The organism is Micromonospora avicenniae, from assembly GCF_900156065.1.
GTDB classification, from domain to species: domain Bacteria; phylum Actinomycetota; class Actinomycetes; order Mycobacteriales; family Micromonosporaceae; genus Micromonospora; species Micromonospora avicenniae.
The window spans coordinates 47,988-71,443 of sequence record NZ_FTNF01000028.1 but is presented as its reverse complement, the minus strand read 5'-3'; the positions used below and the strand labels follow the sequence as shown (position 1 = coordinate 71,443).

The following is a 23,456-nucleotide window of genomic DNA, read 5'->3' as shown; positions in this document are numbered from 1 at the left end:
GAGATCAAACGCTGCCTCAAGCGCTACGTCGCCCGAGAGCTCTACCGACGCCTCGAAACCCCACCAGGACCACTTGACGCGGCATAGGAGCGTCCGCGTCAGCCCCGGCCCGGCCTGACCGCGTGAGCCCGGCCCGGCCTGACCGCGCGAGCCCCGGCCCGGCCTGACCGCGTCAGCCCGGCCCGGCCCGACGGTGTGGGTGCCGGCCGTGACCGCGTGAGCAGGGTCCGGCCCGGGCCCGGGACCGCTGCGGCGAAAATGCGTTGATCGCCGAGGCCGGTCGGGTGAGGCTGGAGTCACCGCCCCCAACCCGACCAGAGTCCGGAGGACTGTCATGCGCCTGCTCCGAGACCTCTGGGCAACCGCACCACGCCGGATGACGGCGGTCCTCCTGCTCATCGTGGTCGGTGCCGGCGGTCAGGCGGCCGCCTCCGCGCTCGCCGGACCGGTGCTGGTGCACCATTCGACAGGCTGGTTCACCGCCCTGGCCGCCGCGCTGGTCGCCGCCGTCCTCACCGACCTGGTGGTGGGGCTGCTGATGGCCGGGCTGACCGCCGACTGGTCCGCCGACGTCCGGCGGCGGCTCTGCCGGGTGGCACTCGGGCAGGATCTGCCGACCCTGGAGACCACCCCCGTCGGCGAGCTGCTCGACCGCATCGACAACGACGTCTACCAGGTTGCCGCCGAACTGCGGAACACCGGCGTACGACTGGTCCAGGGCCTCGCCGTGTGCCTGCTCGCGACGGCGAGCGCGCTGTTCGTCTGGTGGCCGGCCGGCGTGGGGATGGTCGTGCTGACCACGCTGCTCGCCGTCGTCCTGCGCCGGCCCACCGAGCGCATCGCCCCGGCGCGGATGGCCGAGGAGGAGGCCTGGTCCGACCTCGCCGCCGTGATGGAGGAGGCGGTGCACGGCCAGGACGACGTCCGCACCAGCCTGGCCCGCCCGTACGTGCTGCGCCTCTACGCCCGGCGGGCCGCCGAGGTGGTCGCCCGGGCCGGCCGGGTGTTCCGCATGTCGGCCCAGGTCACCGCGATCGCCGCCGGCAGCATCCGGGCCGGGATCGCCGCCGTGGTGCTCGCCGGCGCGTGGGCGCTGGCCAGCGGCCGCATCGACGGTGCCCGGTTGACCGCGATCTGGCTGCTCGCGATCGCTTTTGGGGCGACAGTCGAACACATGGCCCGCTGGGTGCCGCACCTGCAGTACGCGCTCGGTGCCTGGGCCCGGGTGCAGCTGCTCTCCGCCGCGCCGCAGGAGCCGATCGGCGGGGTGGTCCCGACCGACGGCGACCTCACCGTCCGGGGATTGACCTTCCGGTACGCGTCCGACGACGAGCGTGGCCCGGCGCTGCGCGACGTCCGGCTGACCTTCGCGCGCGGGCGGTCGTACGCCCTGGTCGGACGTACCGGCTCGGGCAAGTCCACGCTGGCCAAGGTGCTCACCCGGGCCGTGGACGTGCCGCGGGGGACCGTCTTCCTCGGCGACACCGACCTCGTCGACCTGGACGTCGAGCAGCTGCGCCGGTGGATCGCGGTGGTGCCGCAGCGTACCGAGATCCTCGCCGGCACGCTGGCCGAGAACGTCGCGCTCTTCGACCCGGACCTGCTCGACGACGCGAGCCGGGCGCTGGCGGAGCTGGGGCTGGCCGGGTGGATCGCCGAGCTGCCCGACGGGGTGCACACCCGGCTCGGCGAGGGCGGCCACGTGCTCTCCGCCGGGCAGGAGCAACTGGTGGCGTTCGCCCGGATCCTGGTCCGCAATCCCCAGGTGGTGATCCTCGACGAGGCCACCGCACGGCTGGACCCGGTCACCGAGACCCGGGTACGGCAGGCCACCGAGCGGCTGCTCGCCGACCGCATCGGCATCGTGATCGCGCACCGGCTCTCCTCGGTGCGCCGGTGCGACGAGGTGGTGGTGCTCGCCGACGGCGAGGTGCTGGAGGCCGGGCCGCTGCACCAGTCGGCGCGCTTCGCCGAGCTGCTGGCGACCGCGGGCGCGTACGCCGGCACGGGCGGGCGCGGCGGAGTGGACCTGCTGCCGGCGCCGGCCACGACGTGGGAACTCACCGAGTCGGCGGAACCCGTCGAGCCGGCCGGATCCGTCGAGCCGGTGCCGGCCGAGCATCAGGTCGCCGTACCGAGGACCGACCCGCCACCGGTGCCCCCGCCGCCACCCGCGCGGACCATGCGGCAGATCCTGCGGCTGGGTCTCAACGATCCGCGCTTCGGGCTGGCCTCCATCGCCCTGTTCATGGTGATGACGCTGCTCGGCCTGGACGGTTCGGTGCTGCCGTGGCTCTGGGCGGACGTGGTCGACGGCGGCGACCCGTGGTTGCCCGCGCTCGGCATCGCCGCCGCGCTGCTGGTCGTGCTGCCGCTGCCGTACCTGACCAACCTGTGGTTCCCGCAGTGGTGGATCCGGCAGATGCTGCGGATCAGCCTGCGCCTGGTGCACGGGCAGACCGGGCCACGGCGGGTCAGCGGACACACCCCGGCCGAGGTGGTCGCCCAGGGCGGCGACACCGAGCGGGTGGTGCAGCTGGCCGACAACCTGATGGACCAGTTCATCTCGCTGGTAATCGTGGTGGCGATGACCGTGGTGACCGGGAGTTTCGTGCCGGCGCTGTTCTTCGTGGGGACGATGCTGGTCTCCGGGCTGGCGGCGACGCTGTTCGGGCCACGGCTGGAACGCAGTGCCCGCGGCACCGTGAAGGCCCGCGCCGCGTTCGCCACCGCCCTGGTCTCCTCGCTGTCCGCCGCCCGTACGGTGAAGCTCGCCGGCGCCAGCGCGCCGGTGCTGGCCCATCTGGCGAAGCTGGACACGGTGCGCAGCGACCGGCAACGCCGGGAGATCGCCATGCAGGTGTGGGCGAGGTCCACGCCGTCGGTGGTCAGCGGGCTGCTGCCGATCGGCGCGTGGGCGCTCTACCTGGCCGGTGGGCTCTCCGCCGGCGCGGTGCTGGTGGCGGTCTCCACGCTCGGAGCGGCCCGCTGGTTCGCCTGGACCACTGCCTCGCTGGTCTCCCAGTACCCGTCGGCGCGGGTCTGGACCCGGCGGACGGTGGCGATGAGCGGGATCGCCGACTACGCGGCGGCGGTGCCCGCGGTGGACCTGGCCGCCGGGACGGCGCCCGCACCGGAGCCGCCGCCGCGGCGGCCGCTGCACCGGTTGGAGCTGCGCGGCTTCGGGGCTCTGCACTCGGACGGGACGCTCGCTGTCCGGGACGTGGACCTCATCGTCGAGCGGGGGCAGCTGGTGCTGGTGGTCGGGCCGGTCGGTTCGGGCAAGTCGTCGCTGCTGCGCGCCCTGGCCGGCATCGTGCACCACACCGGTCGGCTGAGTTGGAACGGGGAGCCGGTCACCGAGCCGGAGCTGTTCCTGCGCCCCAACCAGGTCGGGTACGTGGGGCAGCTGCCGCGGGTGCTCTCCGGCACGGTCGCGGAGAACGTCGCCCTCGGTCACGAGGTCGACGCGTCGGCGGCCGTCTCCACCGCCCAGCTCGAGCACGACCTGGCCGCGGCCGGCGGTGGGCTGGGGCTGTTGATCGGGCACAAGGGCACCCGGCTCTCCGGCGGGCAGTTGCAGCGGCTGGCGCTGGCCCGGGCGTTGGCACCGCGTACGGAGCTGCTGGTCGCCGACGACGTGTCGTCCGCGTTGGACGTCACCACCGAGCTGGCGCTCTGGGCGGCGCTGCGGGAGCACGGGATCACGGTGGTCGGTTCGACCTCGAAGCGGGCGGCACTGGTCCGCGCCGACCACGTGGTGGTGCTGATCGGCGGCACCGTCGCGGCTCAGGGCCACTGGCGCGACCTGGAGGCCGACTGGGCCCACCTAGCCGGCTGACGGCCCCAGCCCAGCTCTTGTTGATCAAGAGGTTTGCGTCGGATCGGGGCGTTCCGGTGACGCAAACCTCTTGATCAGCGGCTTGGGGTCGGGGGTTAGGCGGCGCGGAGGTACTGGTCGGGCCAGCTGGGGGTGGTGCCGAGTTCGGCGGCGGCGCGTAGCGGCCAGTACGGGTCGCGCAGCAGCTCCCGGCCGAGCAGCACCAGATCGGCTCCGCCGTCGGCCACGATCTGCTCGGCGTGCTCCGGCTCGACGATCAGACCGACCGCACCTGTCGGTACGCCCGCCTCGCGGCGGATCCGCGCGGCCGCCGGCACCTGGTAGCCCGGGCCGAGTGGGATCTGCTGGGCCGGGCTGACCCCGCCCGAGGAGGTGTCGATCAGGTCCACTCCGACGCGGGCCAGTTCGGCGGCGAGCACCACGCTGTCGTCCACCGTCCAGCCGCCGGCCACCCAGTCGGTGCTGGAGATCCGGGTCAACACCGGTACGTCCGCACCCACCGCGGCGCGTACCGCCCGGGCGACCTCCAGGGTGAACCGCATCCGTCCGGCCCGGTCACCGCCGTACTCGTCGGTGCGCTGGTTGGTGAGCGGAGAGAGGAACTCGTGCAGCAGGTAGCCGTGCGCCGCGTGGATCTCCACGGCGGCGAAGCCGGCGTCCACCGCCCGGGTGGCGCCGGCCGCGAACGCCTCGACGACGTCGGCGATGCCCGCCGTGTCCAGCTCCGTGGGCGTCCGATAGTTCGGTGCGAACGGTGCCGTGCCCGGAGACACCGGCGTCCAGCCACCTTCGCTGTCCGGTACCCCGCCCCGCTCGGGGGCCCACGGCCGGTAGGTCGAGGCCTTGAAGCCGGCGTGCGCGAGCTGCATCGCCGGCACCGCCCCGTGCGCGGTGAGGAAGGCCGTGATCGGACGCCACGCGTCCACGTGCGCCCCGGACCAGATGCCGGTGTCCTGCGGGCTGATCCGCCCCTCGGGCCGCACCGCGCTCGCCTCGCTGATCACGAGGCCGACCCCGCCGACGGCGCGAGCGCCCAGGTGCACCAGGTGCCAGTCGGTTGGCAGGCCGTCCGGGCCGGCGGTGTACTGGCACATCGGCGACATCGCGATGCGGTTCGGCAGGGTCACCGCGCGCAGGGTCAGCGGCGAGAAGAGAGCGCTCATCACTCCCGTCCTCTCGGAGATGCGAAGGAGGGCCTCGGATACGAGGCCCTCCTTCGGGTCACGGTTGCCGGTCCGTCACCGCCTCCGGCGACGTACGGCACCTGATCATGCCGGTACCGGCGTCAGCCCCTCCTTGCGGCTGTCCTTTACCGGCTCCGCGTCAATCAGCTCGCGGCGACCCGCCGCGTCGTACGCGGTCCGGTCGAGGGTGCCCTCGCGGGCCGCGACGACGGTCGGCACGAGCGCCTGACCGGCCACGTTGGTGGCGGTCCGCATCATGTCCAGGATCGGGTCGATGGCCAGCAGCAGGCCGGCGCCGGCCAGCGGCAGGCCCAGCGTGCTGAGGGTCAGGGTGAGCATCACGATCGCGCCGGTCAGCCCGGCGGTGGCGGCCGAGCCGACCACCGAGACGAACGCGATCAGCAGGTAGTCGGTGACGCCGAGGTGCACGCCGAAGACCTGGGCCACGAAGATCGCGGCGAGCGCCGGGTAGATCGCGGCGCAGCCGTCCATCTTCGTGGTCGCGCCGAACGGCACCGCGAACGAGGCGTACTCGCGGGGCACGCCGAGCCGCTCGACGGCCTTCTGGGTCACCGGCATGGTGCCCACCGAGGAACGGGAGACGAAGGCCAGCTGGATGGCGGGCCAGGCGCCGGCGTAGAAGCGCAGCGGGTTGAGGCGACCGGCACCCACCAGCAGCAGCGGGTAGACCACCACCAGCACGATCGCGCAGCCGACGTAGACCGCCGTGGTGAACTTGGCGAGCGGGGCGAGCAGGTCCCAGCCGTAGGAGGCGACGGCGTTGCCGATCAGACCGAGGGTGCCGATCGGGGCGAGCCGGATCACCCACCAGAGCGCCTTCTGGACGATCTCCAGCAGGGCGCGGTTGAGCGCCACGAACGGCTCGGCCTTCTCGCCGACCAGCAGGGCGGCGGCGCCGACGACGATCGCCAGGAACACGATCTGGAGGACGTTGCCCTCGACGAACGCGCCGATCGGGTTCGTCGGCACGATCCCGGTGAGGAAGTCCGTCCAGGAGCCGGTGTTCTTCGGCTCGCTGGCCCCGGCGAGGTCCAGCGTGACGCCCCGGCCGGGGTTGGTGAGCAGGCCGAGGCCGATGCCGACACCCACCGCGATCAGGGCGGTGATGCCGAACCAGAGCAGCGTCTTCAGCGCCAGCCGGGCGGCGTTGGCCACCCCGCGGAGGCTGACCACGCTGACGACGATCGCGGTGAAGACCAGCGGCGGTACGGCCAGCTTCAGCAGCTGGACGAAGAGGCTGCCGACGGTGTGCAGGGTGCTGGTCAGCCAGCTCAGATCGTTGGAGCGGGCCAGGAAGCCGAGCGCCACGCCGAGGACGAGACCGAGCAGGATCTGTACGGAAAAGGGAATCTTGCGCAGGCCGATAGGCATAGGGATGTGTCCAAGGGTCTGGTGAGGTCGGTCAGGGCAGCGTCAGGAGACAGGCTGCGCCGGACAGATGCCGCTGGCCTGCAGTCGGAGATCGACGTACAGGCGCACGGTCAGGCACCAGATGTTGGTCATCGTTGACGCACGATACGCCGGAGGCGCCGGCGGCGGAAGAGCCGACGACCGTGACGATCCTTACAAAGGCGGTTGTCGATGGTCGGTACCTCTCGACGTGGGTGAAGCCGCCGCGCGGGCCGGCTCCGTGTGCTGCGCGAGCCCGACCGTGATGGCCGCGGCGAGCCCCCAGAGCACCGCGATCGCGAGCACCACCCGCTCCAGCACGCCCACCAGCGTGCTGCGACCCACGAGCAGCATCGCCAGACCGATCGCCGCGCAGAGCGGCAGCGCCAGCGTCGCCGCGACGGCGGTGAGCCGACGCAGCCGCCCGCCGGCCTCGCGGCAGAGCGTGACCGCGACCATCGCGAGGACGACCGCGGCGGTGGCCGCGATGCTCGCCCCGCCGTGCACCAGGTCGGCCACGGTGGCGCGCTCGAACGGCGGTAACGGGCAGCCGGCGCTGCACGTCACCGCACCGGAGAGCGCCGTGCTCGCGCTACCGGCGCCGAGCAGCGCGGCGGCCACCCGCAGTTGCGGCGGCAGCGCCACGGCGAGCAGCAGCAACCCGGCGGCCAGGGCGAACACCCCGATCCGGTACATCGGCGCATGACCACTGCCGGCGATGCCCGCCTCGCTCACGTACGCGGAGAAACCCGGGCCGGGACCGGCCAGCACGGCGGTGGTGACCGCGCCCGCCCCGGCGAGCGTGCAGCCGGCGGCCGCCGACGCGGCGGCGGCGCGGAGGGTGATCAGCGGCCTCTGCCGGTCCGGCTCAGCCACGTCCGTGCGGCGTGGTCCAGCCGGAGGTGTCCGGGCCGAGCGGGACGATCCCGGTCGGGTTGATCTGACGGTGGGTGGCGTAGTAGTGCCGCTTGATGTGGTCGAAGTCCACCGTCTCGCCGAACCCGGGCGTGGCGAACAGGTCCCGGGCGTACGCCCAGAGCACCGGCATCTCGGTGAGCTTCTGCCGATTGCACTTGAAGTGCCCGTGGTAGGCCACGTCGAAGCGGACCAGCGTGGTGAAGAGGCGGACGTCCGCCTCGGTGATCGAGTCGCCCATCAGGTATCGCTGCCCGGTCAGCCGCTCCGACAGCATGTCCAGCCGGGCGAAGAGCGCCTCGTACGCCTCGTCGTACGCCTGCTGCGAGGTGGCGAAGCCGCACCGGTAGACGCCGTTGTTCACGTCCCGGTGGATCTCCGCCATCAGCGCGTCCATCTGTGGCCGTAGCTCCACCGGGTAGAGGTCGGGTGCGTCCGGGGCGTGGAAGCGCCGCCACTCCGTGGAGAAGTCGAGGGTGAGCTGCGGGTAGTCGTTGCTGACCACCCGCTGGGTGACGGTGTCGACCAGCGCGGGCACGGTCACCCGACCGGAGTAGTCCGGGTCGGTGGCGAGGTACGCCTCGGAGAGGAAGCCGATGCCGAGCACCGGGTCGAACCCGTCCGGGTCGAGGGCGAACCGCCAGCCCCGCTCGTCGCGGATGGGGTCGACGGTGCCCAGCGAGATGACGTCCTCCAGGCCGAGCAGGCTCCGGACGATCCGGGCCCGGTGCGCCCACGGGCAGGCGCGGCACCAGATCAGCCGGTAGCGTCCGGCCTCCAGGGGCCACCGCCCCTGCTCGTCGGGGCCGCCGCCGGGCGGGGACGTCGAGTGCGGGGTGACCCGGTCGGTGAACCGGTTGGCCTGGCGGACGAACTCGCCGCTCGCGCCGACTTCCGCGTTGAACTGGGCCCGGGCCATGCCGTCAACCTATCCGTTCCCGCCGCCGATATCCTGGCTGCCGGGGCGTTCCCCCGTGACCCGGCGGACGCGCGACCCCGACCCCCACCCGAGGACCTGCCTCTTCCACCCCCGGAGGACTCCCCAATGACCGTGGCATACCTGGTGGCCGGTGTTCGCACCCCGATCGGCCGCTACGGCGGCGTCCTGGCCGGTGTACGACCGGACGACCTGGCCGCGCACGTGATCCGCGAACTGGTCGACCGCCACCGGACGGTGGACTGGGAGCGGGTGGACGACGTGATCCTCGGCTGCGCCAACCAGGCGGGCGAGGACAACCGCAACGTCGCCCGGATGGCCGCGCTGCTCGGCGGGCTGCCCGAACAGGTGCCGGGCAGCACCGTGAACCGGCTCTGCGGCTCCGGCCTGGACGCACTCGCCACCGCCGCCCGGGCGATCGTGGCCGGCGAGGCCGAGCTGATCGTGGCCGGCGGCGTGGAGAGCATGAGCCGGGCGCCGTTCGTCATGCCGAAGGCCGGCACGGCGTATTCGCGGGCGGCGGAGATTTACGACACGACCATCGGCTGGCGGCTGGTCAACCCGCTGATGAAGAAGCAGTGGGGCATCGACTCGATGCCGGAGACGGCGGAGAACGTGGCCGCCGAGTTCGGTGTCGACCGGGCGGCGCAGGACGGGTTCGCCCTCCGCTCGCAGCAGCGCGCGGCGAAGGCGCAGGCCGACGGACGGCTCGCCGAGGAGATCGTCCCGGTCACCGTGCCGGCCGGCAAGCGTGAGACGAAGCAGGTGGACACCGACGAGCACCCGCGGGAGACGTCACTGGAGAAGCTCGCCGCGCTGCCCACGCCGTTCCGCGAGGGCGGCACGGTCACCGCCGGCAACTCCTCCGGCGTCAACGACGGCGCGGTCGCCCTGCTAGTCGCGTCCGAGGCGGCGGTCGACAGGTACGCCCTGACCCCGCTGGCCCGGGTCACCGGCGCCGCAGCGGCGGGCGTGCCGCCCCGGATCATGGGCGTCGGGCCGGTGCCCGCAACCCGCAAGCTGCTGGACCGTCTCGGTCTCGGTCTCGGCGACGTCGACGTGATCGAGCTGAACGAGGCGTTCGCCGCGCAGTCCGTGGCCGTGCTGCGCGAGCTCGGCCTGCCCGAGGACGCCGAACACGTCAACCCCAACGGTGGCGCCATCGCACTCGGCCACCCCCTCGGCGCGAGCGGCGCCCGGTTGGCGCTCACCGCCGCGCTCGAGCTGCGCCGCCGTGGTGGGCGGCGGGCGCTGGCCACCATGTGCATCGGGGTCGGACAAGGCATCTCCCTGATGATGGAGTCCGCGGCTTAGAGTGTTCTTCACCACACCCTCCGCGGGTCGGTCGGTGGGCCGCGGGGTGCCGGCACGCATCCCGACGCCGGTACCGACCCGTCCCACGGCGAAGAAGCGGGGAGCTCGCAGATGCCGGAAGCAATCCCGACCGAGATCGACCTGACCCGGCCGAGCGCCGCCCGGGTGTACGACTACTTCCTGGGCGGCGCGCACAACTTCGAGATCGACCGGCGGCTCGCCGAGCAGATCGCGGCCATGACGCCACACCTGCCGGCCACCATGCGGGCAGGCCGGGAGTTCCTGCGCCGGGCCGTACGGGTCCTGCTGGACGCCGGCATCGACCAGTTCCTCGACATCGGCTCCGGCATCCCCACCGTGGGCAACGTGCACGAGGTGGCCCAGGCGGCCGATCCGGAGGCCCGGGTGGTCTATGTGGACATCGACCCGGTGGCGGTCGCACACAGCCGCGAGCTGCTCGCCGGTAACGAGCTGACCACCGTGCTCCACGCGGACCTGCGGGAGCCGGAGCGGATCCTCACCGAGGCTCGCGCCCTGCTCGACCTCGGCCGTCCCGTCGGCATCCTGCTCGCCGGGGTGGTGCACTTCATCCCCGACGCGGACCACCCCGCGGAGCTCCTCGCCACCCTGCGGTCCGCCGCCGCACCCGGCAGCCACCTGGTCATCTCCCACTCGACCTTCGAGGACCAGCCGCAGGAGATGCTCGACGCGCAGCGGTTGTCGGCGCGTACCGACACCGAGATCACCCTGCGGTCGCGGGCCGAGATCACCGGCTTCTTCGGCGACTGGACCCTGCTCGAGCCGGGTGTGGTGCACATGCCGCTCTGGCGCCCCGACTCACCGTCCGACCCGGACGATCGCCCCGAGCGGTTCGGCGCGTTCTGCGGGGTGGCCCGCAACGACCGGCCAGTCCTCGGCTGATCGTCATGGCCGGCGTCCCGCACCCCTCCGGGGACGACGTCAGCCGGGCCGGCGCGCAGCAGTACGCCGCCGAGTGGGCTCGCGCCGTACGCCGCTTCGGTTTCGTGCCGCTCAGCGTGGCCGAGACCGAGCGGCTGCTGCTCGTGCACACCGTACGACTCGCGCAGGCGCTGCGCGCCGAGCCCTTCTCCGACCAGCCGGCGGAGGACGTCGGACGGGCGCTGGTCGAGGCGCATCTGGCCGAGCCGCGGATGCTGGAGTGGTCGGTGCGTGCCCTCGGTGAGCACCTGGCAGCGCGGGTGGTTCCGAGCCGTGCGGTGACAGCGGACACGGGGAAGCGGGTCGCCGGGCTGCAGGGCGCGCTCGCCGCCGGCTTCGCCCGCGCGCTGCGCGACCGTACCTTCCTGCAGCAGGAGCGGATCGCCCGCTCGGCCTGGCAGGCGCGTGACCAGGTGGAACGGGCGTTGCGGGACAGTGAGGCGCGGTTCCGGGCGGTCTTCACCGGCGCGGCGATCGGGATCGGCATCGCCGACGTCGACGGCCGGATCATCGAGGTGAACCAGTCGTTCGCCGACATGCTCGGATACTCGGTCGACGAACTGCGCCAGGTCGACGTGACCTCGCTGTTCCACGCCGACGACGCCGCCGGAATGTGGGAGCTCTACCAGGGTCTGGTCGAGGGCAGGCACGATTCGATCCGCGTCGAGAAGCGCTACCACCGCAAGGACGGCAGCAGCCTCTGGACGGACCTGGCCGTCTCCCTGGTCCGGCAGGACGACGGCCGCCCGCGGTTCACCGTCGCGATGCTCGAGGACATCACCGAGCGGTACGCCCTGCAGCAGCGGCTGCGTTTCCAGGCGCTGCACGATCCGCTCACCGGACTGCCCAACCGGACCCTCTTCTTCGAGACACTCGGCCGGATCCTCGACACCGCCGGCCCGGACCAGCGGATCGGCGTCTGCTTCCTCGATCTGGACGGGTTCAAGGCGATCAACGACAGCCTCGGGCACGACCTGGGCGACAAACTGCTCATGGTGATCGCCCGCCGGCTCGCCGACTGCGTCGCCGACCACGGGCACCTCGTCGCCCGGATGGGTGGCGACGAATTCGTCATCCTGGTCGACGGCGGCGCCGGGCTCAACGACGCGGTGGCCGTGGCGGATGCGGCGCTGGCCGCGGTCGCCGCGCCGGTGCAGATCGCCGACCAGCAGCTCACCGTCTCGGCCAGCGTCGGCATCGTCGAGTGCCCGGCCCGTGAGACAAGTGCGTCCGAGCTGATGAAGGCCGCGGACACCACCCTCTACTGGGCCAAGGCCGAAGGGCGGGGCCGGTGGGCGGTCTACGACCCGGAACGCAGTGCCCGCGACATCGCCCGCTCGGCGCTGGCCGCCAAGCTGCCCGCCGCCCTGGACCGGGGCGAGTTCGTGCTCCGCTACCAGCCGATCGTGTCGCTGCTCGAAGGGCGGATGCTCGCCGTCGAGGCGTTGGTCCGCTGGCAACACCCCGAACTGGGGTTGCTCGGCCCGGACCGGTTCATCGGGCTCGCCGAGGAGACCGGGTTGATCGTCCGGCTCGGCGAGTGGGTGCTTCGGCAGGCCTGCCACGACGCCGAACAGTGGCGGCGCCGGTTCCCGGACGCCCGCCTGGTGGTGAGCGTCAACCTGGCAGCCCGGCAGGCCGACGACCCGACCATCGTGGACACCGTCGCGGACGTGCTGGCCTCCAGCGGCCTGCCGGCCGAGCTGCTGCAGCTGGAACTGACCGAGAGCGCGGTGATGGGCACCGCCGGGGAGCCGCTGCGCGCGCTGCACCAGCTCGCGGCGTTGGGCGTACGACTCGCCATCGACGACTTCGGCACCGGCTACTCGAACCTCGCGTACCTGCGCCGGCTGCCGATCCACTGCCTGAAACTGGCCGGCCCGTTCGTCGAGGGCATCCGGGGTGAGGACGCGGTGACGGTGGCCGACCATCGGGACGAGCGCATCGTGGACGCGTTGGTCCGGCTGGCGCACGCGCTGGAACTCTGGGTGACCGCCGAGGCGGTGGAGACGGGTGTGCAGGCCGAGCGGCTCAGGGCGTTGCGCTGTGACACCGGGCAGGGGCGGCTCTTCGGTGCTCCGGTGCCGGCCGACCGGATCGCCGCCCGCCTGGCCGGCACGGAGGCGGCGTGAGCGGGCGGATCGTCCGGCACCGGGGACGCCGCCGCCGACAACCAGCGCCGGTCCGCGCGCCACGACCGGTTCGCGGGCGAGCCGTCGTCCGGCCGGCCCCGGCCACCCGCGGACCGCTACCGGGCGGTCGGCGGTACCGGTGAGGAGCGAAGCCGCACACCTCGCCCACGCGTACGAAGGGTGACTCCGATGAGCCTGACGGACTCCGCAACGGCCGTCTCGGTCATCGCGGCCCTGGCGATCGTGGCCGGGCTGGCCGGCGTGATCGTGCCGGGCCTGCCGGCGCTGCCGCTCTGCTGGGGCGGGGTGCTGGTCTGGGCGATCTTCGGAGGCGCGGGTGCGGGCCGGTGGCTGGTGCTCGCCGCCGCGACGCTGGTCGCGGTCGGTGGCACGGTGGTCAAGTACGCCTGGCCGGGGCGCAATCTGAAACGCAGCGGCGTGCCCACCTCGTCGCTGCTCGCCGGAGGGCTGCTCGGCCTGGTCGGCTTCTTCGTCATCCCGGTGCTCGGGCTGGTGCTCGGCTTCGTCGGCGGGGTGTGGGCGGCGGAGCGGCTGAGGCTCGGTGACTCGCGGCTCGCCTGGCCGGCCACGAAGCGCTCGGTCGCCGCAGCCGGCCTGTCGATGCTGCTGGAGTTCCTCGCCGGCCTGGTGATCGCCGCGCTCTGGCTGGCCGGACTGTTCCTGACCTGACGCCGGGCGGGGCCGGTGCTCGTCGTCGACCACGCCGGCCGGCAACGCCTCATCAGTGCCGGGGACGGCGACGGCGCGGGGCGTGCGTCGCGCACGGCGGATCGCCGTACGGGTGAGAGAGAGGTGACCGCCCCGCGCCGCCGCGCTGCCGGACGGTCCGAGCGCCCGGCGGTGGCCCGTCGCGATCGGGCCTGGTCACGGCTTCAAGGATGCGCCGCCGCTGGGTCCGCGGCAACCACAATTCGCCTGGCGTGGGCATTGACGGTCGTCGGGTTTGCCAGTAGACCTTGGGGATGGAGCCCCGCCGATGAGAGCGCCACTGACGCTGGAGCAGCTCCGCGTCGCGGTCGCCGAGAGCGAGATCGACACAGTGGTGCTGGCGCTCGTCGACATGCAGGGCCGGTTGCAGGGCAAGAGATTCCACGCCCCCTACTTCCTCGAGCACGTGGTCGCGCACGGCAGCGAGGGTTGCAACTACCTGCTCGCCGTGGACGTGGAGATGAACACGGTCGACGGGTATGCCATGTCGAGCTGGGAACGCGGCTACGGCGACTTCGCGATGAAGCCCGACCTGACGACGCTGCGCCGGGTGCCCTGGCAGCCGGGGACGGCTCTGCTCCTGGCCGACCTGGAGTGGCTGGACGGCTCCGGCCCGGTGGTCGCCTCACCCCGGCAGATCCTCCGTCACCAGCTCGACCGGCTGGCCCGGCACGGGCTGACCGCGTACGCCGGCACCGAGCTGGAGTTCGTGCTCTACCGCGACTCGTACGAGGATGCCTGGCGGCGTGGCTACCGGGAGCTGACCCCCGCCAACCAGTACAACGTGGATTACTCGCTGCTCGGCACGGCCCGGGTCGAGCCGCTGCTGCGGCGCATCCGCACCGAGATGGCCGGCGCGGGGCTGACGCCGGAGAGCGCGAAGGGCGAGTGCAACCTCGGCCAGCACGAGATCGCCTTCCGTTACGACGAGGCGGTCGCCTGCGCCGACCACCACGTCGTCTACAAGAACGGCGCGAAGGAGATCGCCGCCCAGGAGGGCATGGCGATCACCTTCATGGCCAAGCCGAACGCCCGGGAGGGCAACTCCTGCCACATCCACTTCTCGCTGCGGGACGTCGACGGCAATCCCGCGCTGCCCGGTGACGGGCCGGCGCGGTTGAGCGTGACCGGTCGGCGGGTGCTCGCCGGGCTGCTCGCCACGATGCGCGAGTTCAGCCTCTTCTTCGCGCCGAACGTCAACTCGTACAAGCGCTACCAGCCGGGGTCGTTCGCGCCGACCGCGCTGCGCTGGGGTACCGACAACCGCACCTGTGCGCTGCGGCTCGTCGGGCACGGCCCGGATCTGCGGGTGGAGAACCGGGTGCCCGGCGCGGACGTGAACCCGTACCTCGCGATCGCCGCGCTGGTCGCCGGGGCGGTGCACGGGATCGAGCAGGAGCTGGAGCTCGGCGAGGAGTGCACCGGCAACGCCTACGCCGACCCGTCCGTCGAACGGGTTCCGGGCACGCTGCGCGACGCACTCACCCTCTGGGAGCCCTCGGCGCCGGCCGCCGAGGCCTTCGGCGCCGAGGTGGTCGCGCACTACGCCAACCACGCCCGGGTCGAGCTCGCCGCCTTCGACGCCGCGGTCACCGACTGGGAGCTGTTCCGTGGCTTCGAACGCCTCTGACCCGCCCACCCGCGCCGTCCGGGGCGGCTGTGCGGGCGTCCTCACCAGCGGGTCGACGGCGGGGGGAGGGTGGATGTGACGACGCTGGTGAACCCGGCCACCGGGGAGCGGATCGGCGAGGTTGCGGCCACCGGGCCGGAGGAGGTCGACGCGGCCGTCGGACGGGCCGCGAGGGCGTACGAGCGGTGGCGGTGGACGGCGCCGGGGGAGCGGGCGCGGCTGCTGCGCCGGTTCGCGACAGTCGTCGACGCGCACCTGGCGGAGCTGGCGCAGCTGGAGGTGCGCAACAGCGGGCACACGATCGGCAACGCCCGCTGGGAGGCCGGCAACGTCCGGGACGTGCTCGACTACTACGCCGGTGCCCCCGAGCGGCTCACCGGCCGGCAGATACCGGTGCCCGGCGGGCTGGACGTCACCTTCCACGAGCCGCTCGGCGTGGTCGGGGTGATCGTGCCGTGGAACTTCCCGATGCCGATCGCCGCCTGGGGCTTCGCCCCGGCGCTCGCTGCCGGCAACACCGTGGTGCTGAAACCGGCCGAGCTGACCCCGCTCACCGCGCTGCGCCTGGCCGAGCTGGGCCGCGAGGCGGGCCTGCCCGCCGACGTGCTCACCGTGCTTCCCGGCGAGGGCGCGGTGGTGGGGGAGCGTCTCGTCACCCATCCGGCGGTACGCAAGATCTGCTTCACCGGCTCCACCGCCGTCGGCACCCGGATCATGGCGGGCTGCGCGGCGCAGGTGAAGCGGCTGACGCTGGAGTTGGGTGGGAAGTCCGCGAACGTGGTCTTCGCCGACGCCGACCTGGCGAAGGCAGCGGCCACCGCGCCGTACGCGGTCTTCGACAACGCCGGCCAGGACTGCTGCGCCCGGTCCCGGCTCCTCGTTCAACGCTCGGTGTACGACCGGTTCCTGGAGCTGCTCGAACCGGCGGTGCGCGCGTTGCGGGTCGAGGACCCGGCCCGGGAGACGGCCGAGATGGGCCCGTTGATCTCGGCGGCCCAGCGGGAGCGCGTGGCCGGTTACGTCGACGGAGCGACTGTCGCCTTCACCGGCGTCCGGCCGGACGGGCCCGGCTTCTGGTACGCGCCGACGGTGCTGCTCGCCGACTCGCCGGCGGACCGGCACTGGCGGGAGGAGATCTTCGGTCCGGTCGTGTCGGTGCTGCCGTTCGAGGACGAGGCGGACGCGATCCGGCTCGCCAACGACACCGATCACGGACTCTCCGGCTCGATCTGGACACGCGACGTCGGCCGGGCGCTCCGGATGGCCCGGGCCGTCGAGTCCGGGAATCTCAGCGTCAATTCGCACTCCTCGGTGCGCTACTGGACTCCCTTCGGCGGGATGAAGCGCTCCGGCCTCGGCCGCGAGTTGGGCCCCGACGCGCTGCACGCATTCACCGATGTGAAGAACGTCTTCATCGCGACGGAGGAGTGAACAGGGTGCGGGATCGGTTGCGGGACCGGGTGGCCGTGGTCACCGGCGCGGGCAGCGGGATCGGACTGGCCACGGTTCGGCGGTTCGCCGCCGAGGGTGCCCGCGTGGTCTGCGTGGACATCGACGCCGAGGCGGGCGAGCGGGCCGCGGCCGAGGTGGGTGGCGAGTTCGTCGCGGCGGACGTGGCCGACGAGACCGCCGTCCGGGACCTGTTCGACGGGGTGGTCGAGCGGCACGGCCGGGTCGACGTGGCGTTCAACAACGCCGGCATCTCCCCGCCGGACGACGACTCCATCCTGGAGACCAGGCTCGACGCCTGGGAGCGGGTGCTGCGGGTCAACACCACGAGCGTCTACCTGTGCTGCAAGTACGTGATCCCGCACATGCGGCGGCAGGGCCGGGGCTCGATCATCAACACCGCTTCGTTCGTGGCGTTGATGGGCGCGGCCACCTCGCAGATCGCGTACACCGCGAGCAAGGGCGGCGTCCTGGCGATGACCCGCGAGCTGGGTGTGCAGTTCGCCCGGGAGGGGATCCGGGTGAACGCCCTCTGCCCCGGCCCGGTCGCGACCCCGCTGCTGCTCGAACTCTTCGCCGCCGACCCGGAACGGGCCGCCCGCCGGTTGGTGCACGTGCCGATGGGCCGGTTCGGTAGCCCCGAGGAGATCGCCGCGGCGGTGGCGTTCCTGGCCAGCGACGACGCGTCCTTCATGACCGCCACGCAGTTCGTGGTGGACGGCGGCATCACCGGCGCGTACGTCACCCCGCTCTGACACCGTCTCTCCCCGGCGGTGGCCGACGGCGGCGACGGCCCGCCCGGCCCGAGCGCGGCCCGAGCGCGGCCCGAGCGCGGCCCGAGCGCGGCCCGAGCGCGGCCCGAGCGCGGCCCGAGCGCGGCCCGAGCGCGGCCCGAGCGCGGCCCCGAAGCAGCGCGCCGTGAGGCAAATGTGTTACGTCGCGGGTCCGCCGGGGTACAAGGCCGTGCACGGCACGTTGAAGATCATCCTTGAAGCGGCCGGGCCGGGAGGTTGCATGAGTTCGGCGCTGGGGGACGCGGGCGCGGCGCCACTGTCGGCCGCCGACGCGGAACTGCCCCCACAGCTGGCCGCGGCGTTCGCCGCCGGCGGCGAGATGGGGCGGCGTCTCGCGAACTTCGACTGGTCCGGCACGCCGCTGGGGCACCCCCGGCACTGGCCGGCCGCTCTCGTGAACGCGGTGGGCATGATGCTCGCCTCCAGCGCGCAGATCGTCATGTTCTGGGGCGAGGACGAGCTCGCCTTCTACAACGACGCCTACCTCCCGACGATCGGCGGCAAGCACCCGGACGCGCTCTGCCAGCCGGCCCGTACGCACTGGGCCGAGACCTGGGACGTGCTCGCGCCGTTGCTGGCGGGGGTACGCCGGACGGGTCGCTCCTACCACGCCGAGGACCATCCGTTCCTGCTCGACCGGCACGGGTTCCTGGAGCAGACGTACTTCAACGTCTCGTACGATCCGGTCCGCGTCGCGGACGGCTCGGTCGGCGGTGTCTTCTGCATCGTCGCCGAGACGACCGGCCGGGTGCTCGGCGAGCGGCGGCTGCGTCTGCTGGCCGAGCTCGGCTCCGAACTCGCCGATGTCGGAACCGCCGGCGTGCTCGGACAGGCCGTCGCCGCGGTGCTCGACCGGCACCGGTCGGACGTCCCGTTCGCCCAGGTCTGGCTGCGCGACGAGGCGCAGCAGCTCACCCTCGTGGGGCACAGCGGTGGTGTGCCACCGGCGGCCGCACCGGCGGCGCTCGTCCGGGCGCTCGACGATCGCGTCGGCGGTGTCGAGGCGGGCGACCTGCTCGACGAACCGCCGGTCGACGCCGCCGACCGGGCGCTCGTGCTGCCGATCACCGCGGCGAACCAGACCGCCGGTGCCCTGGTCGTGGGGGTGTCCCGCCGTCTGCCGTTGACCGGCGGCTACCGCGACCTGTTCAACCTGGTGGCGGTCCAGATCTCCCGATCGGTGGAACGTGGCCAGATCATCCGGCGCCTGCGGGCACTCGCCGACGCGGCGGTGGCGGTCAACACCGCCCGCTCGACCGCGGACGTGCTCCGCGTCGCCGCCCGGCACGCGCTCGACCTCGTAGAGATGGTCCGGGTGGTGGTGACCGCGGGCGGGATCCGTGCCGAGGAGGACACCGGCGACGGTGCCACGACGGACCCCTCGTTCGTGCTCCCGCTCACCGGCACGGGCACCGCACCGCTGGGAGAGCTTCGGGTGTGGGGTCCGGCAATCGACGGCGCGGAGACCGACGAGGCGGCGCTGACCCAGCTGGCGCGGCTGGTCGGCGTGCGGCTGGAGAACGCGCAGCTCTTCGAGGCCGAGCACCGGGTCGCCACCACGCTGCAGCACAGCCTGCTGCCCCGGTCGCTGCCCCGGCTGGCCGGCGCGGTGGTGGCCAGCCGGTACCTGCCGGGCACCGCCGACGTCGAGGTCGGCGGGGACTGGTACGACGCGATCGTCCTGAACGATCAGGAACTGGTGCTCGTCATCGGGGACGTGGTCGGCAAGGGCGTGCAGGCCGCCGCCGCGATGGGTCAGCTGCGCAACGCGCTGCGTGCGTACCTGCTCGAGGGCTTCGACCCGGGGGAGTCGTTGACCCGGTTGAACCGCCTGGTCGCGTCGACCGAGCACCGTTCCTTCGCCACCGTGTTCTGCCTGCTCTTCCATCCGGGCACCGGGCGCCTGCGGTACGCGAGCGCCGGCCACCCGTCCCCGTTGCTCATCGGCGGAGGCGGAGTCACCTTCCTGCACGACCGTGCGTTGGGGCCACCGGTGGGGGCCGTGCCGGACGGTACGTACCGCACCGTCGAGGGGGAATTGCGGTCCGGTAGACGGCTCCTGCTCTACACCGACGGCCTGATCGAGGACCGGCAGGTCGACATCGACGAGGCGCTGGCACAGCTGTGCGTCGACGCGGCCGGCCCGAGCGAGCACGTGGCGGACCTGATCGACGCCGTGCTGGGGCAGGTCGACGGACGGCCCCGGCGGGACGACGTGGCGGTGATCGCGCTGGAGGCGGCCGAACCGCACCGGTTCAGCCTGCGTCTGCCGGCGGACCCGGCGCGGCTCAGCGTGCTGCGCAAGCGGCTGGAGGATTTCCTCGTCGCCCACGGTGTCGGCGAGACGGATCTCTTCGACCTGACCGTGGCGATCTCCGAGGCCGCCGCCAACGCGATCGAGCATCCGGTCGACCCGGCCGAGCCCACGATCGGCGTCGAGGTGGCGATCGAGGAGCGCACCGTGGTCGCCACGGTGCGGGACAGCGGGCGTTGGCGAGAGCCGACCGGTGCCGGCTTCCGGGGCCGTGGGCTGTCGCTGATCCGGGCGTTGGGGGAGCTGTCCGTCGGGCGTACCCCGACGGGCACCGAGGTGACGCTGCGCCGCCGGTTGCAGGAGTGAAGGTTGAGGCCCGCCGGTGTGGCCGGGCGGTGGACGGCGCCGGCGGTCAGTCCGGTCGCAGCCAGACCTGACCGCCGAGGCCGGAGACGTCGAGCACCCGGCGGACCTGCCGGGACGGCAGCACGGTGAGCGCGTCGGGAAGCTGCCGGGCGAGCCGGACCAGGGCGTGGATCGCGGCCGAGTCGAAGAACGTGACAGCACGCAGGTCGAGCGTCACCCGGGCGGCGGGTTGGCGCAACGCCGTCTGGAACATCGTGTCCGCGGTGGCCATGTCGACCTCACCGGTCACCGTGACGCGGACGTGGTCGTCGGCGGTCTCGACGGTGGCCGAGAAGACGGGCGGCCGGGCCCCTAGATCCACCCCGCAACCATGGCACACCGGGGCAGACAGGGCAACAAGCGTCGGACGCCCACCGCGACGGGACCGTGCCGTGTCGCGGCGATAGGCTTGTTCCATGACCGTCCGTGCGCCGCTGACCCCAGGCACGCTCTCCCCGATGCGGGCTGTTCCCGCCCGCATCACCCGCCCGGAGTACGTGGGCAAGAAGGCGCCCAAGGAGTGGCGTGGGTCGCACGTGCAGACCCCGGAGACGATCGAGAAGATGCGGGTCGCCAGCCGGCTGGCCGCGCAGGCGACCCAGCTCGCCGGGGAGCACTGCAAGCCGGGCGTCACCACCGACGAGATCGACCGGGTGGTGCACGAGTTCCTCTGCGACCACGGCGCGTACCCGTCGACGCTCGGTTACCGGGGCTTTCCGAAGTCGTGCTGCACCAGCCTCAACGAGGTCATCTGCCACGGCATCCCGGACTCGACGGTGCTGCAGGACGGCGACATCATCAACGTCGACGTCACGGCGTACCTCAACGGGGTGCACGGCGACACGAACGCCACCTTCTGCGTCGGCGAGGTGAGCGAGGAGGCCCGGCTGCTGGTCGAGCGGACCCGCGAGGCGATGATGCGGGGCATCCGGGCGGTCGCCCCGGGCCGGCAGATCAACGTGATCGGCCGGGTCATCGAGTCGTACGCCAAGCGGTTCGGCTACGGCGTGGTGCGTGACTTCACCGGCCACGGCATCGGCGAGTCCTTCCACAGCGGGCTATACGTGCCGCACTACGACAGCCCCCGGCCGACCGAGGTCATCGAACCGGGCATGACGTTCACCATCGAGCCGATGATCACGCTGGGCACGTACCAGTACGACATGTGGGACGACGGCTGGACCGTGGTCACCAAGGACCGGAAGTGGACGGCCCAGTTCGAGCACACCATCCTGGTGACCGAGGACGGCCACGAGATCCTGACCCTGCCGTGACAGACGGTCCGGCCGCGTTGCGTGAGGCGCACCATGCGGACGTCTCCGGTGGCTGGCTGCGGCCGGCCGTGTTCGGAGCCATGGACGGGCTGGTCACCAACATCGCCCTGATCGCCGGTGTCGGCGGTGGCGGGGTGTCGTCGCGCAGCATCGTGCTCACCGGCGCGGCCGGGCTGGTGGCCGGAGCGATCTCGATGGGGCTGGGCGAGTACACGAGTGTCCGGTCGGCCAACGAGCAGGTCGCCGCGGAGGTGGCCAAGGAGCGGCGGGAGTTGGAGCGGCACCCCGAGGCGGAGGCCCGGGAGTTGGCCGACGCGTGGGTGGCCCGAGGGCTGCCCCGCGACCTCGCCCAGCAGGTCGCCGAGGCGGTTCGACGCAACCCGGAGGAGGCGCTGCGGGTGCACGTCCGGGAGGAGTTGGGCGTGGACCCGGACGACCAGCCCAGTCCCTGGGCGGCCGCGATCTCGTCGTTCTTCTTCTTCTCCGCCGGGGCGTTCGTGCCGTTGCTGACCTACCTGCTCGGCTTCACGAGCCTCTGGCTCGCCCTGGGCGTCGGCGGGCTCGGCCTCTTCGCCGCCGGGGCGGTGGTGGCCCGGTTCACCAACCGGTCCTGGTGGTCCGGTGGGCTCCGGCAGCTCCTGCTGGGCACCCTGGCGGCCGCCGCCACCTACGCCATCGGCACCCTGATCGGCACAAACGCCCTCGCCTGACCCCCTCACCAGGGCATGCCGCCTCTGTCACGGAAAGCGTGGTCATCCGCGCGTGAATGGCGACTCTTTCCGTGAAAGAGGCCGTTCGGGAAGTGGGGGAGGTCAGGGGGTGAGGAGGTCGTCGACGGTGCCGTCGACGGGTTGGCCGCGGGCGGCCAACTCGCCGGCCTGCCGGGTCAGCACCGCGCCCACCTCCGTCATGTCCGCACCGGCCAGGCCGGTACGCCGAACCGCGTCACCCGGGTCACGGAAGTAGGTGCGGCCGAGCAGGCCGTTGACCGTCGCCGCCGCCAGCCGGGCCTTGCCGAGCATGAGCAGGGCCTGGTCCGTCTCGTACCACTCGGCGAGCTTGGCGGCCCGGGCGTGCGCCGCGTACCCCCGGTACCAGGCCCGGCGGGCGGCGGCACTGAATTCGGCCGGCCGCGCCCGGGCCAACCGGCCGAGGTGCTCGTCGCGCAGGGTGCGCAGCCAGCCGGTCGGGTCGTGCAGGGGCCGGGTGGTGACGTACCGGTCGGCGGCCAGCGGCCAGCGTGAATCGATCACCCGGGCCTGCCGGAGGTAGTCGTCGGCGCCGGCCACGGTCAGGTCGACCAGCACCTTGTCCACCCGACGGGTCGCCGGGACCGGCCCCGCACCCGACCGGTAGGTCACCACGAGCACCCCGACCTCACCGTCACCGCCGCCGTCGTCGTCGCCGTGGGCCAGCGGACCGTGCACCGCGATGGCGAGCACATCGGCGGGAAAGCGGCGTTGGGCGGCTTGCGCCACCTGCTCGGCGACCGTCCACCGGGGGTCGGCCAGGTGCCGGTCCATCTCGACGTCCTCGCTGTCGGCATTCACGTCGGCCACTCCTGCGACGTTTGTGGACGCGCGCGTCCGCTGCCAAGTCAGGGGGTCGACGGCGGGCCCGCGTAGCCCGCCCTGTCGACCGCAGGCACCGCCGGCCGGTCACGCCCGCCCCGCTCTCACCACCCTAGTGCGGTGTCGCCGTCGACCGGCGCGCCGCGCCCGGCCGGGACCAGCCGGAAGACGCGGATCTCCCGGCCGCCGGCCCGCCGCTCGTACGTCTGGTACGCCGGCCATTCGGTGACCAGCAACTGCCAGAGGCGGTCACGTTCGGCGCCGGTGGCCGGTTCGGCGCGTACCGGGATCCGGCGACCCTTCACGGCCACCTCCGCCGCCGGGTCGGCGAGCAGGTTCATCGACCAGCCGGGCTGGTGGGTCCGGCCCCAGTTCGAGCCGACCACCACGTACGCGTCGCCGTCCGGTACGTAGAGCAGCGGGTTGCTCCGTGGCTTGCCGGAGCGGCGGCCGGTGGTGGTCAGGATCAGGGAGGGAACGAGCCCGAGTGCGACCACCCGACCCCGGGTGAGCCGCCCCACGGCCCGATCGGCCGGCACCAGGAGGCGGGCGGCGGCGCCGAACCAGCGGTGGTGGCCGACGCGGCGGGTGATGGCTCCGAGCACGGACACGCGGACAGTCTGCCGCCTGCCGGGCTCCGGCGGCACCCTCGGACGG

The 23,456-nt window shown here is 72.9% G+C and carries 18 protein-coding genes; 11 read left to right on the top strand and 7 right to left on the bottom strand.

All coding sequences use genetic code 11. The annotated features are described in order from the left end of the window. The first annotated feature begins 334 nt into the window (after nt 1-334). Nucleotides 335-3,841 (top strand): ATP-binding cassette domain-containing protein, encoded by a 3,507-nt coding sequence (locus tag BXA10_RS27350; RefSeq protein WP_076473716.1) that lies wholly within the window; start codon nt 335-337, stop codon nt 3,839-3,841. Nucleotides 3,842-3,936: 95 nt separating this feature from the next. On the opposite strand, the gene BXA10_RS27345 is transcribed toward BXA10_RS27350, so the two are convergent. The 4 genes from BXA10_RS27345 to BXA10_RS27330 form a co-directional block, all read right to left on the bottom strand. Continuing rightward, a complete protein-coding gene (locus BXA10_RS27345) occupies nt 3,937-5,004 on the bottom strand; it encodes an NADH:flavin oxidoreductase/NADH oxidase (RefSeq protein ID WP_076473715.1) in 1,068 nt (355 codons plus the stop codon). Nucleotides 5,005-5,109: 105 nt separating this feature from the next. Continuing rightward, nucleotides 5,110-6,405, bottom strand: coding sequence for a dicarboxylate/amino acid:cation symporter (locus tag BXA10_RS27340; protein ID WP_076473733.1), 1,296 nt, complete (start codon nt 6,403-6,405; stop codon nt 5,110-5,112). Between the two features lie 204 nt (nt 6,406-6,609). After that, complete coding sequence (locus BXA10_RS27335; RefSeq protein ID WP_076473714.1) at nt 6,610-7,311, bottom strand: DUF998 domain-containing protein; 702 nt, start codon at nt 7,309-7,311, stop codon at nt 6,610-6,612. After that, on the bottom strand, nt 7,304-8,269 hold the full coding sequence (locus BXA10_RS27330) for a glutathione S-transferase family protein (protein WP_076473713.1): 966 nt from the start codon (nt 8,267-8,269) through the stop codon (nt 7,304-7,306). Before BXA10_RS27330 ends, BXA10_RS27335 begins: the two co-directional genes overlap by 8 nt. Before the next feature lie 126 nt (nt 8,270-8,395). Between BXA10_RS27330 and pcaF the strand changes: the two genes are divergently transcribed. The 8 genes from pcaF (at nt 8,396) to BXA10_RS27290 (ending at nt 19,915) form a co-directional block, all read left to right on the top strand. Further along, nucleotides 8,396-9,601 carry a 3-oxoadipyl-CoA thiolase gene (pcaF, locus tag BXA10_RS27325; protein ID WP_076473712.1) on the top strand — a complete coding sequence of 402 codons (1,206 nt, stop codon included), beginning with the start codon at nt 8,396-8,398 and terminating at the stop codon, nt 9,599-9,601. Between the two features lie 111 nt (nt 9,602-9,712). Next, complete coding sequence (locus BXA10_RS27320) at nt 9,713-10,522, top strand: SAM-dependent methyltransferase (protein ID WP_076473711.1); 810 nt, start codon at nt 9,713-9,715, stop codon at nt 10,520-10,522. A 5-nt stretch (nt 10,523-10,527) separates the two neighbouring features. Continuing rightward, nucleotides 10,528-12,693 (top strand): putative bifunctional diguanylate cyclase/phosphodiesterase, encoded by a 2,166-nt coding sequence (locus BXA10_RS27315; protein WP_076473710.1) that lies wholly within the window; start codon nt 10,528-10,530, stop codon nt 12,691-12,693. A gap of 189 nt (nt 12,694-12,882) precedes the next feature. Continuing rightward, nucleotides 12,883-13,383: a DUF456 domain-containing protein gene (locus tag BXA10_RS27310; RefSeq protein WP_076473732.1), complete on the top strand. Its 501-nt coding sequence runs from the start codon at nt 12,883-12,885 to the stop codon at nt 13,381-13,383. A gap of 307 nt (nt 13,384-13,690) precedes the next feature. After that, complete coding sequence (locus tag BXA10_RS27305; protein ID WP_084753388.1) at nt 13,691-15,052, top strand: glutamine synthetase family protein; 1,362 nt, start codon at nt 13,691-13,693, stop codon at nt 15,050-15,052. 75 nt (nt 15,053-15,127) lie between these two features. Then, entirely contained in the window at nt 15,128-16,483 is a 1,356-nt protein-coding gene (locus BXA10_RS27300) for an aldehyde dehydrogenase family protein (protein WP_076473709.1), read from the top strand. Between the two features lie 5 nt (nt 16,484-16,488). Continuing rightward, entirely contained in the window at nt 16,489-17,256 is a 768-nt protein-coding gene (locus BXA10_RS27295; protein ID WP_076473730.1) for a 3-oxoacyl-ACP reductase, read from the top strand. A gap of 259 nt (nt 17,257-17,515) precedes the next feature. Further along, on the top strand, nt 17,516-19,915 hold the full coding sequence (locus BXA10_RS27290) for an ATP-binding SpoIIE family protein phosphatase (protein WP_076473708.1): 2,400 nt from the start codon (nt 17,516-17,518) through the stop codon (nt 19,913-19,915). Nucleotides 19,916-19,961: 46 nt separating this feature from the next. Here the strand turns inward: BXA10_RS27290 and BXA10_RS27285 are convergent, their stop codons facing one another. Then, entirely contained in the window at nt 19,962-20,276 is a 315-nt protein-coding gene (locus BXA10_RS27285) for an STAS domain-containing protein (RefSeq protein ID WP_245828558.1), read from the bottom strand. Between the two features lie 94 nt (nt 20,277-20,370). Here BXA10_RS27285 and map point away from each other — a divergent pair, with 94 nt between their 5' ends. Both map and BXA10_RS27275 read left to right on the top strand, forming a co-directional pair. Then, nucleotides 20,371-21,228: a type I methionyl aminopeptidase gene (gene map / locus BXA10_RS27280; RefSeq protein WP_076473707.1), complete on the top strand. Its 858-nt coding sequence runs from the start codon at nt 20,371-20,373 to the stop codon at nt 21,226-21,228. Further along, the gene (locus BXA10_RS27275) at nt 21,225-21,938 is read left to right on the top strand and encodes a VIT1/CCC1 transporter family protein (RefSeq protein WP_076473706.1); all 714 of its coding nucleotides are present in this window, start codon (nt 21,225-21,227) and stop codon (nt 21,936-21,938) included. The genes map and BXA10_RS27275 overlap by 4 nt, the downstream gene beginning before the upstream one ends. 102 nt (nt 21,939-22,040) lie before the next feature. Here the strand turns inward: BXA10_RS27275 and BXA10_RS27270 are convergent, their stop codons facing one another. Beyond that, the gene (locus tag BXA10_RS27270) at nt 22,041-22,751 is read right to left on the bottom strand and encodes a hypothetical protein (protein WP_076473728.1); all 711 of its coding nucleotides are present in this window, start codon (nt 22,749-22,751) and stop codon (nt 22,041-22,043) included. A gap of 152 nt (nt 22,752-22,903) precedes the next feature. Then, nucleotides 22,904-23,410, bottom strand: coding sequence for a nitroreductase/quinone reductase family protein (locus tag BXA10_RS27265; RefSeq protein ID WP_076473705.1), 507 nt, complete (start codon nt 23,408-23,410; stop codon nt 22,904-22,906). Nucleotides 23,411-23,456: the final 46 nt, after the last annotated feature.

Bases quoted from the DNA above. Each gene is read 5' to 3' on its own strand.
- BXA10_RS27350 (WP_076473716.1), top strand. From the start codon at position 335: ATGCGCCTGCTCCGAGACCTCTGGGCAACCGCACCACGCCGGATGACG.
- BXA10_RS27345 (WP_076473715.1), bottom strand. From the start codon at position 5,004: ATGAGCGCTCTCTTCTCGCCGCTGACCCTGCGCGCGGTGACCCTGCCG.
- BXA10_RS27330 (WP_076473713.1), bottom strand. From the start codon at position 8,269: ATGGCCCGGGCCCAGTTCAACGCGGAAGTCGGCGCGAGCGGCGAGTTC.
- pcaF (WP_076473712.1), top strand. From the start codon at position 8,396: ATGACCGTGGCATACCTGGTGGCCGGTGTTCGCACCCCGATCGGCCGC.
- BXA10_RS27320 (WP_076473711.1), top strand. From the start codon at position 9,713: ATGCCGGAAGCAATCCCGACCGAGATCGACCTGACCCGGCCGAGCGCC.
- BXA10_RS27315 (WP_076473710.1), top strand. From the start codon at position 10,528: ATGGCCGGCGTCCCGCACCCCTCCGGGGACGACGTCAGCCGGGCCGGC.
- BXA10_RS27310 (WP_076473732.1), top strand. From the start codon at position 12,883: ATGAGCCTGACGGACTCCGCAACGGCCGTCTCGGTCATCGCGGCCCTG.
- BXA10_RS27305 (WP_084753388.1), top strand. From the start codon at position 13,691: ATGAGAGCGCCACTGACGCTGGAGCAGCTCCGCGTCGCGGTCGCCGAG.
- BXA10_RS27290 (WP_076473708.1), top strand. From the start codon at position 17,516: ATGAGTTCGGCGCTGGGGGACGCGGGCGCGGCGCCACTGTCGGCCGCC.
- map (WP_076473707.1), top strand. From the start codon at position 20,371: ATGACCGTCCGTGCGCCGCTGACCCCAGGCACGCTCTCCCCGATGCGG.
- BXA10_RS27270 (WP_076473728.1), bottom strand. From the start codon at position 22,751: ATGGACCGGCACCTGGCCGACCCCCGGTGGACGGTCGCCGAGCAGGTG.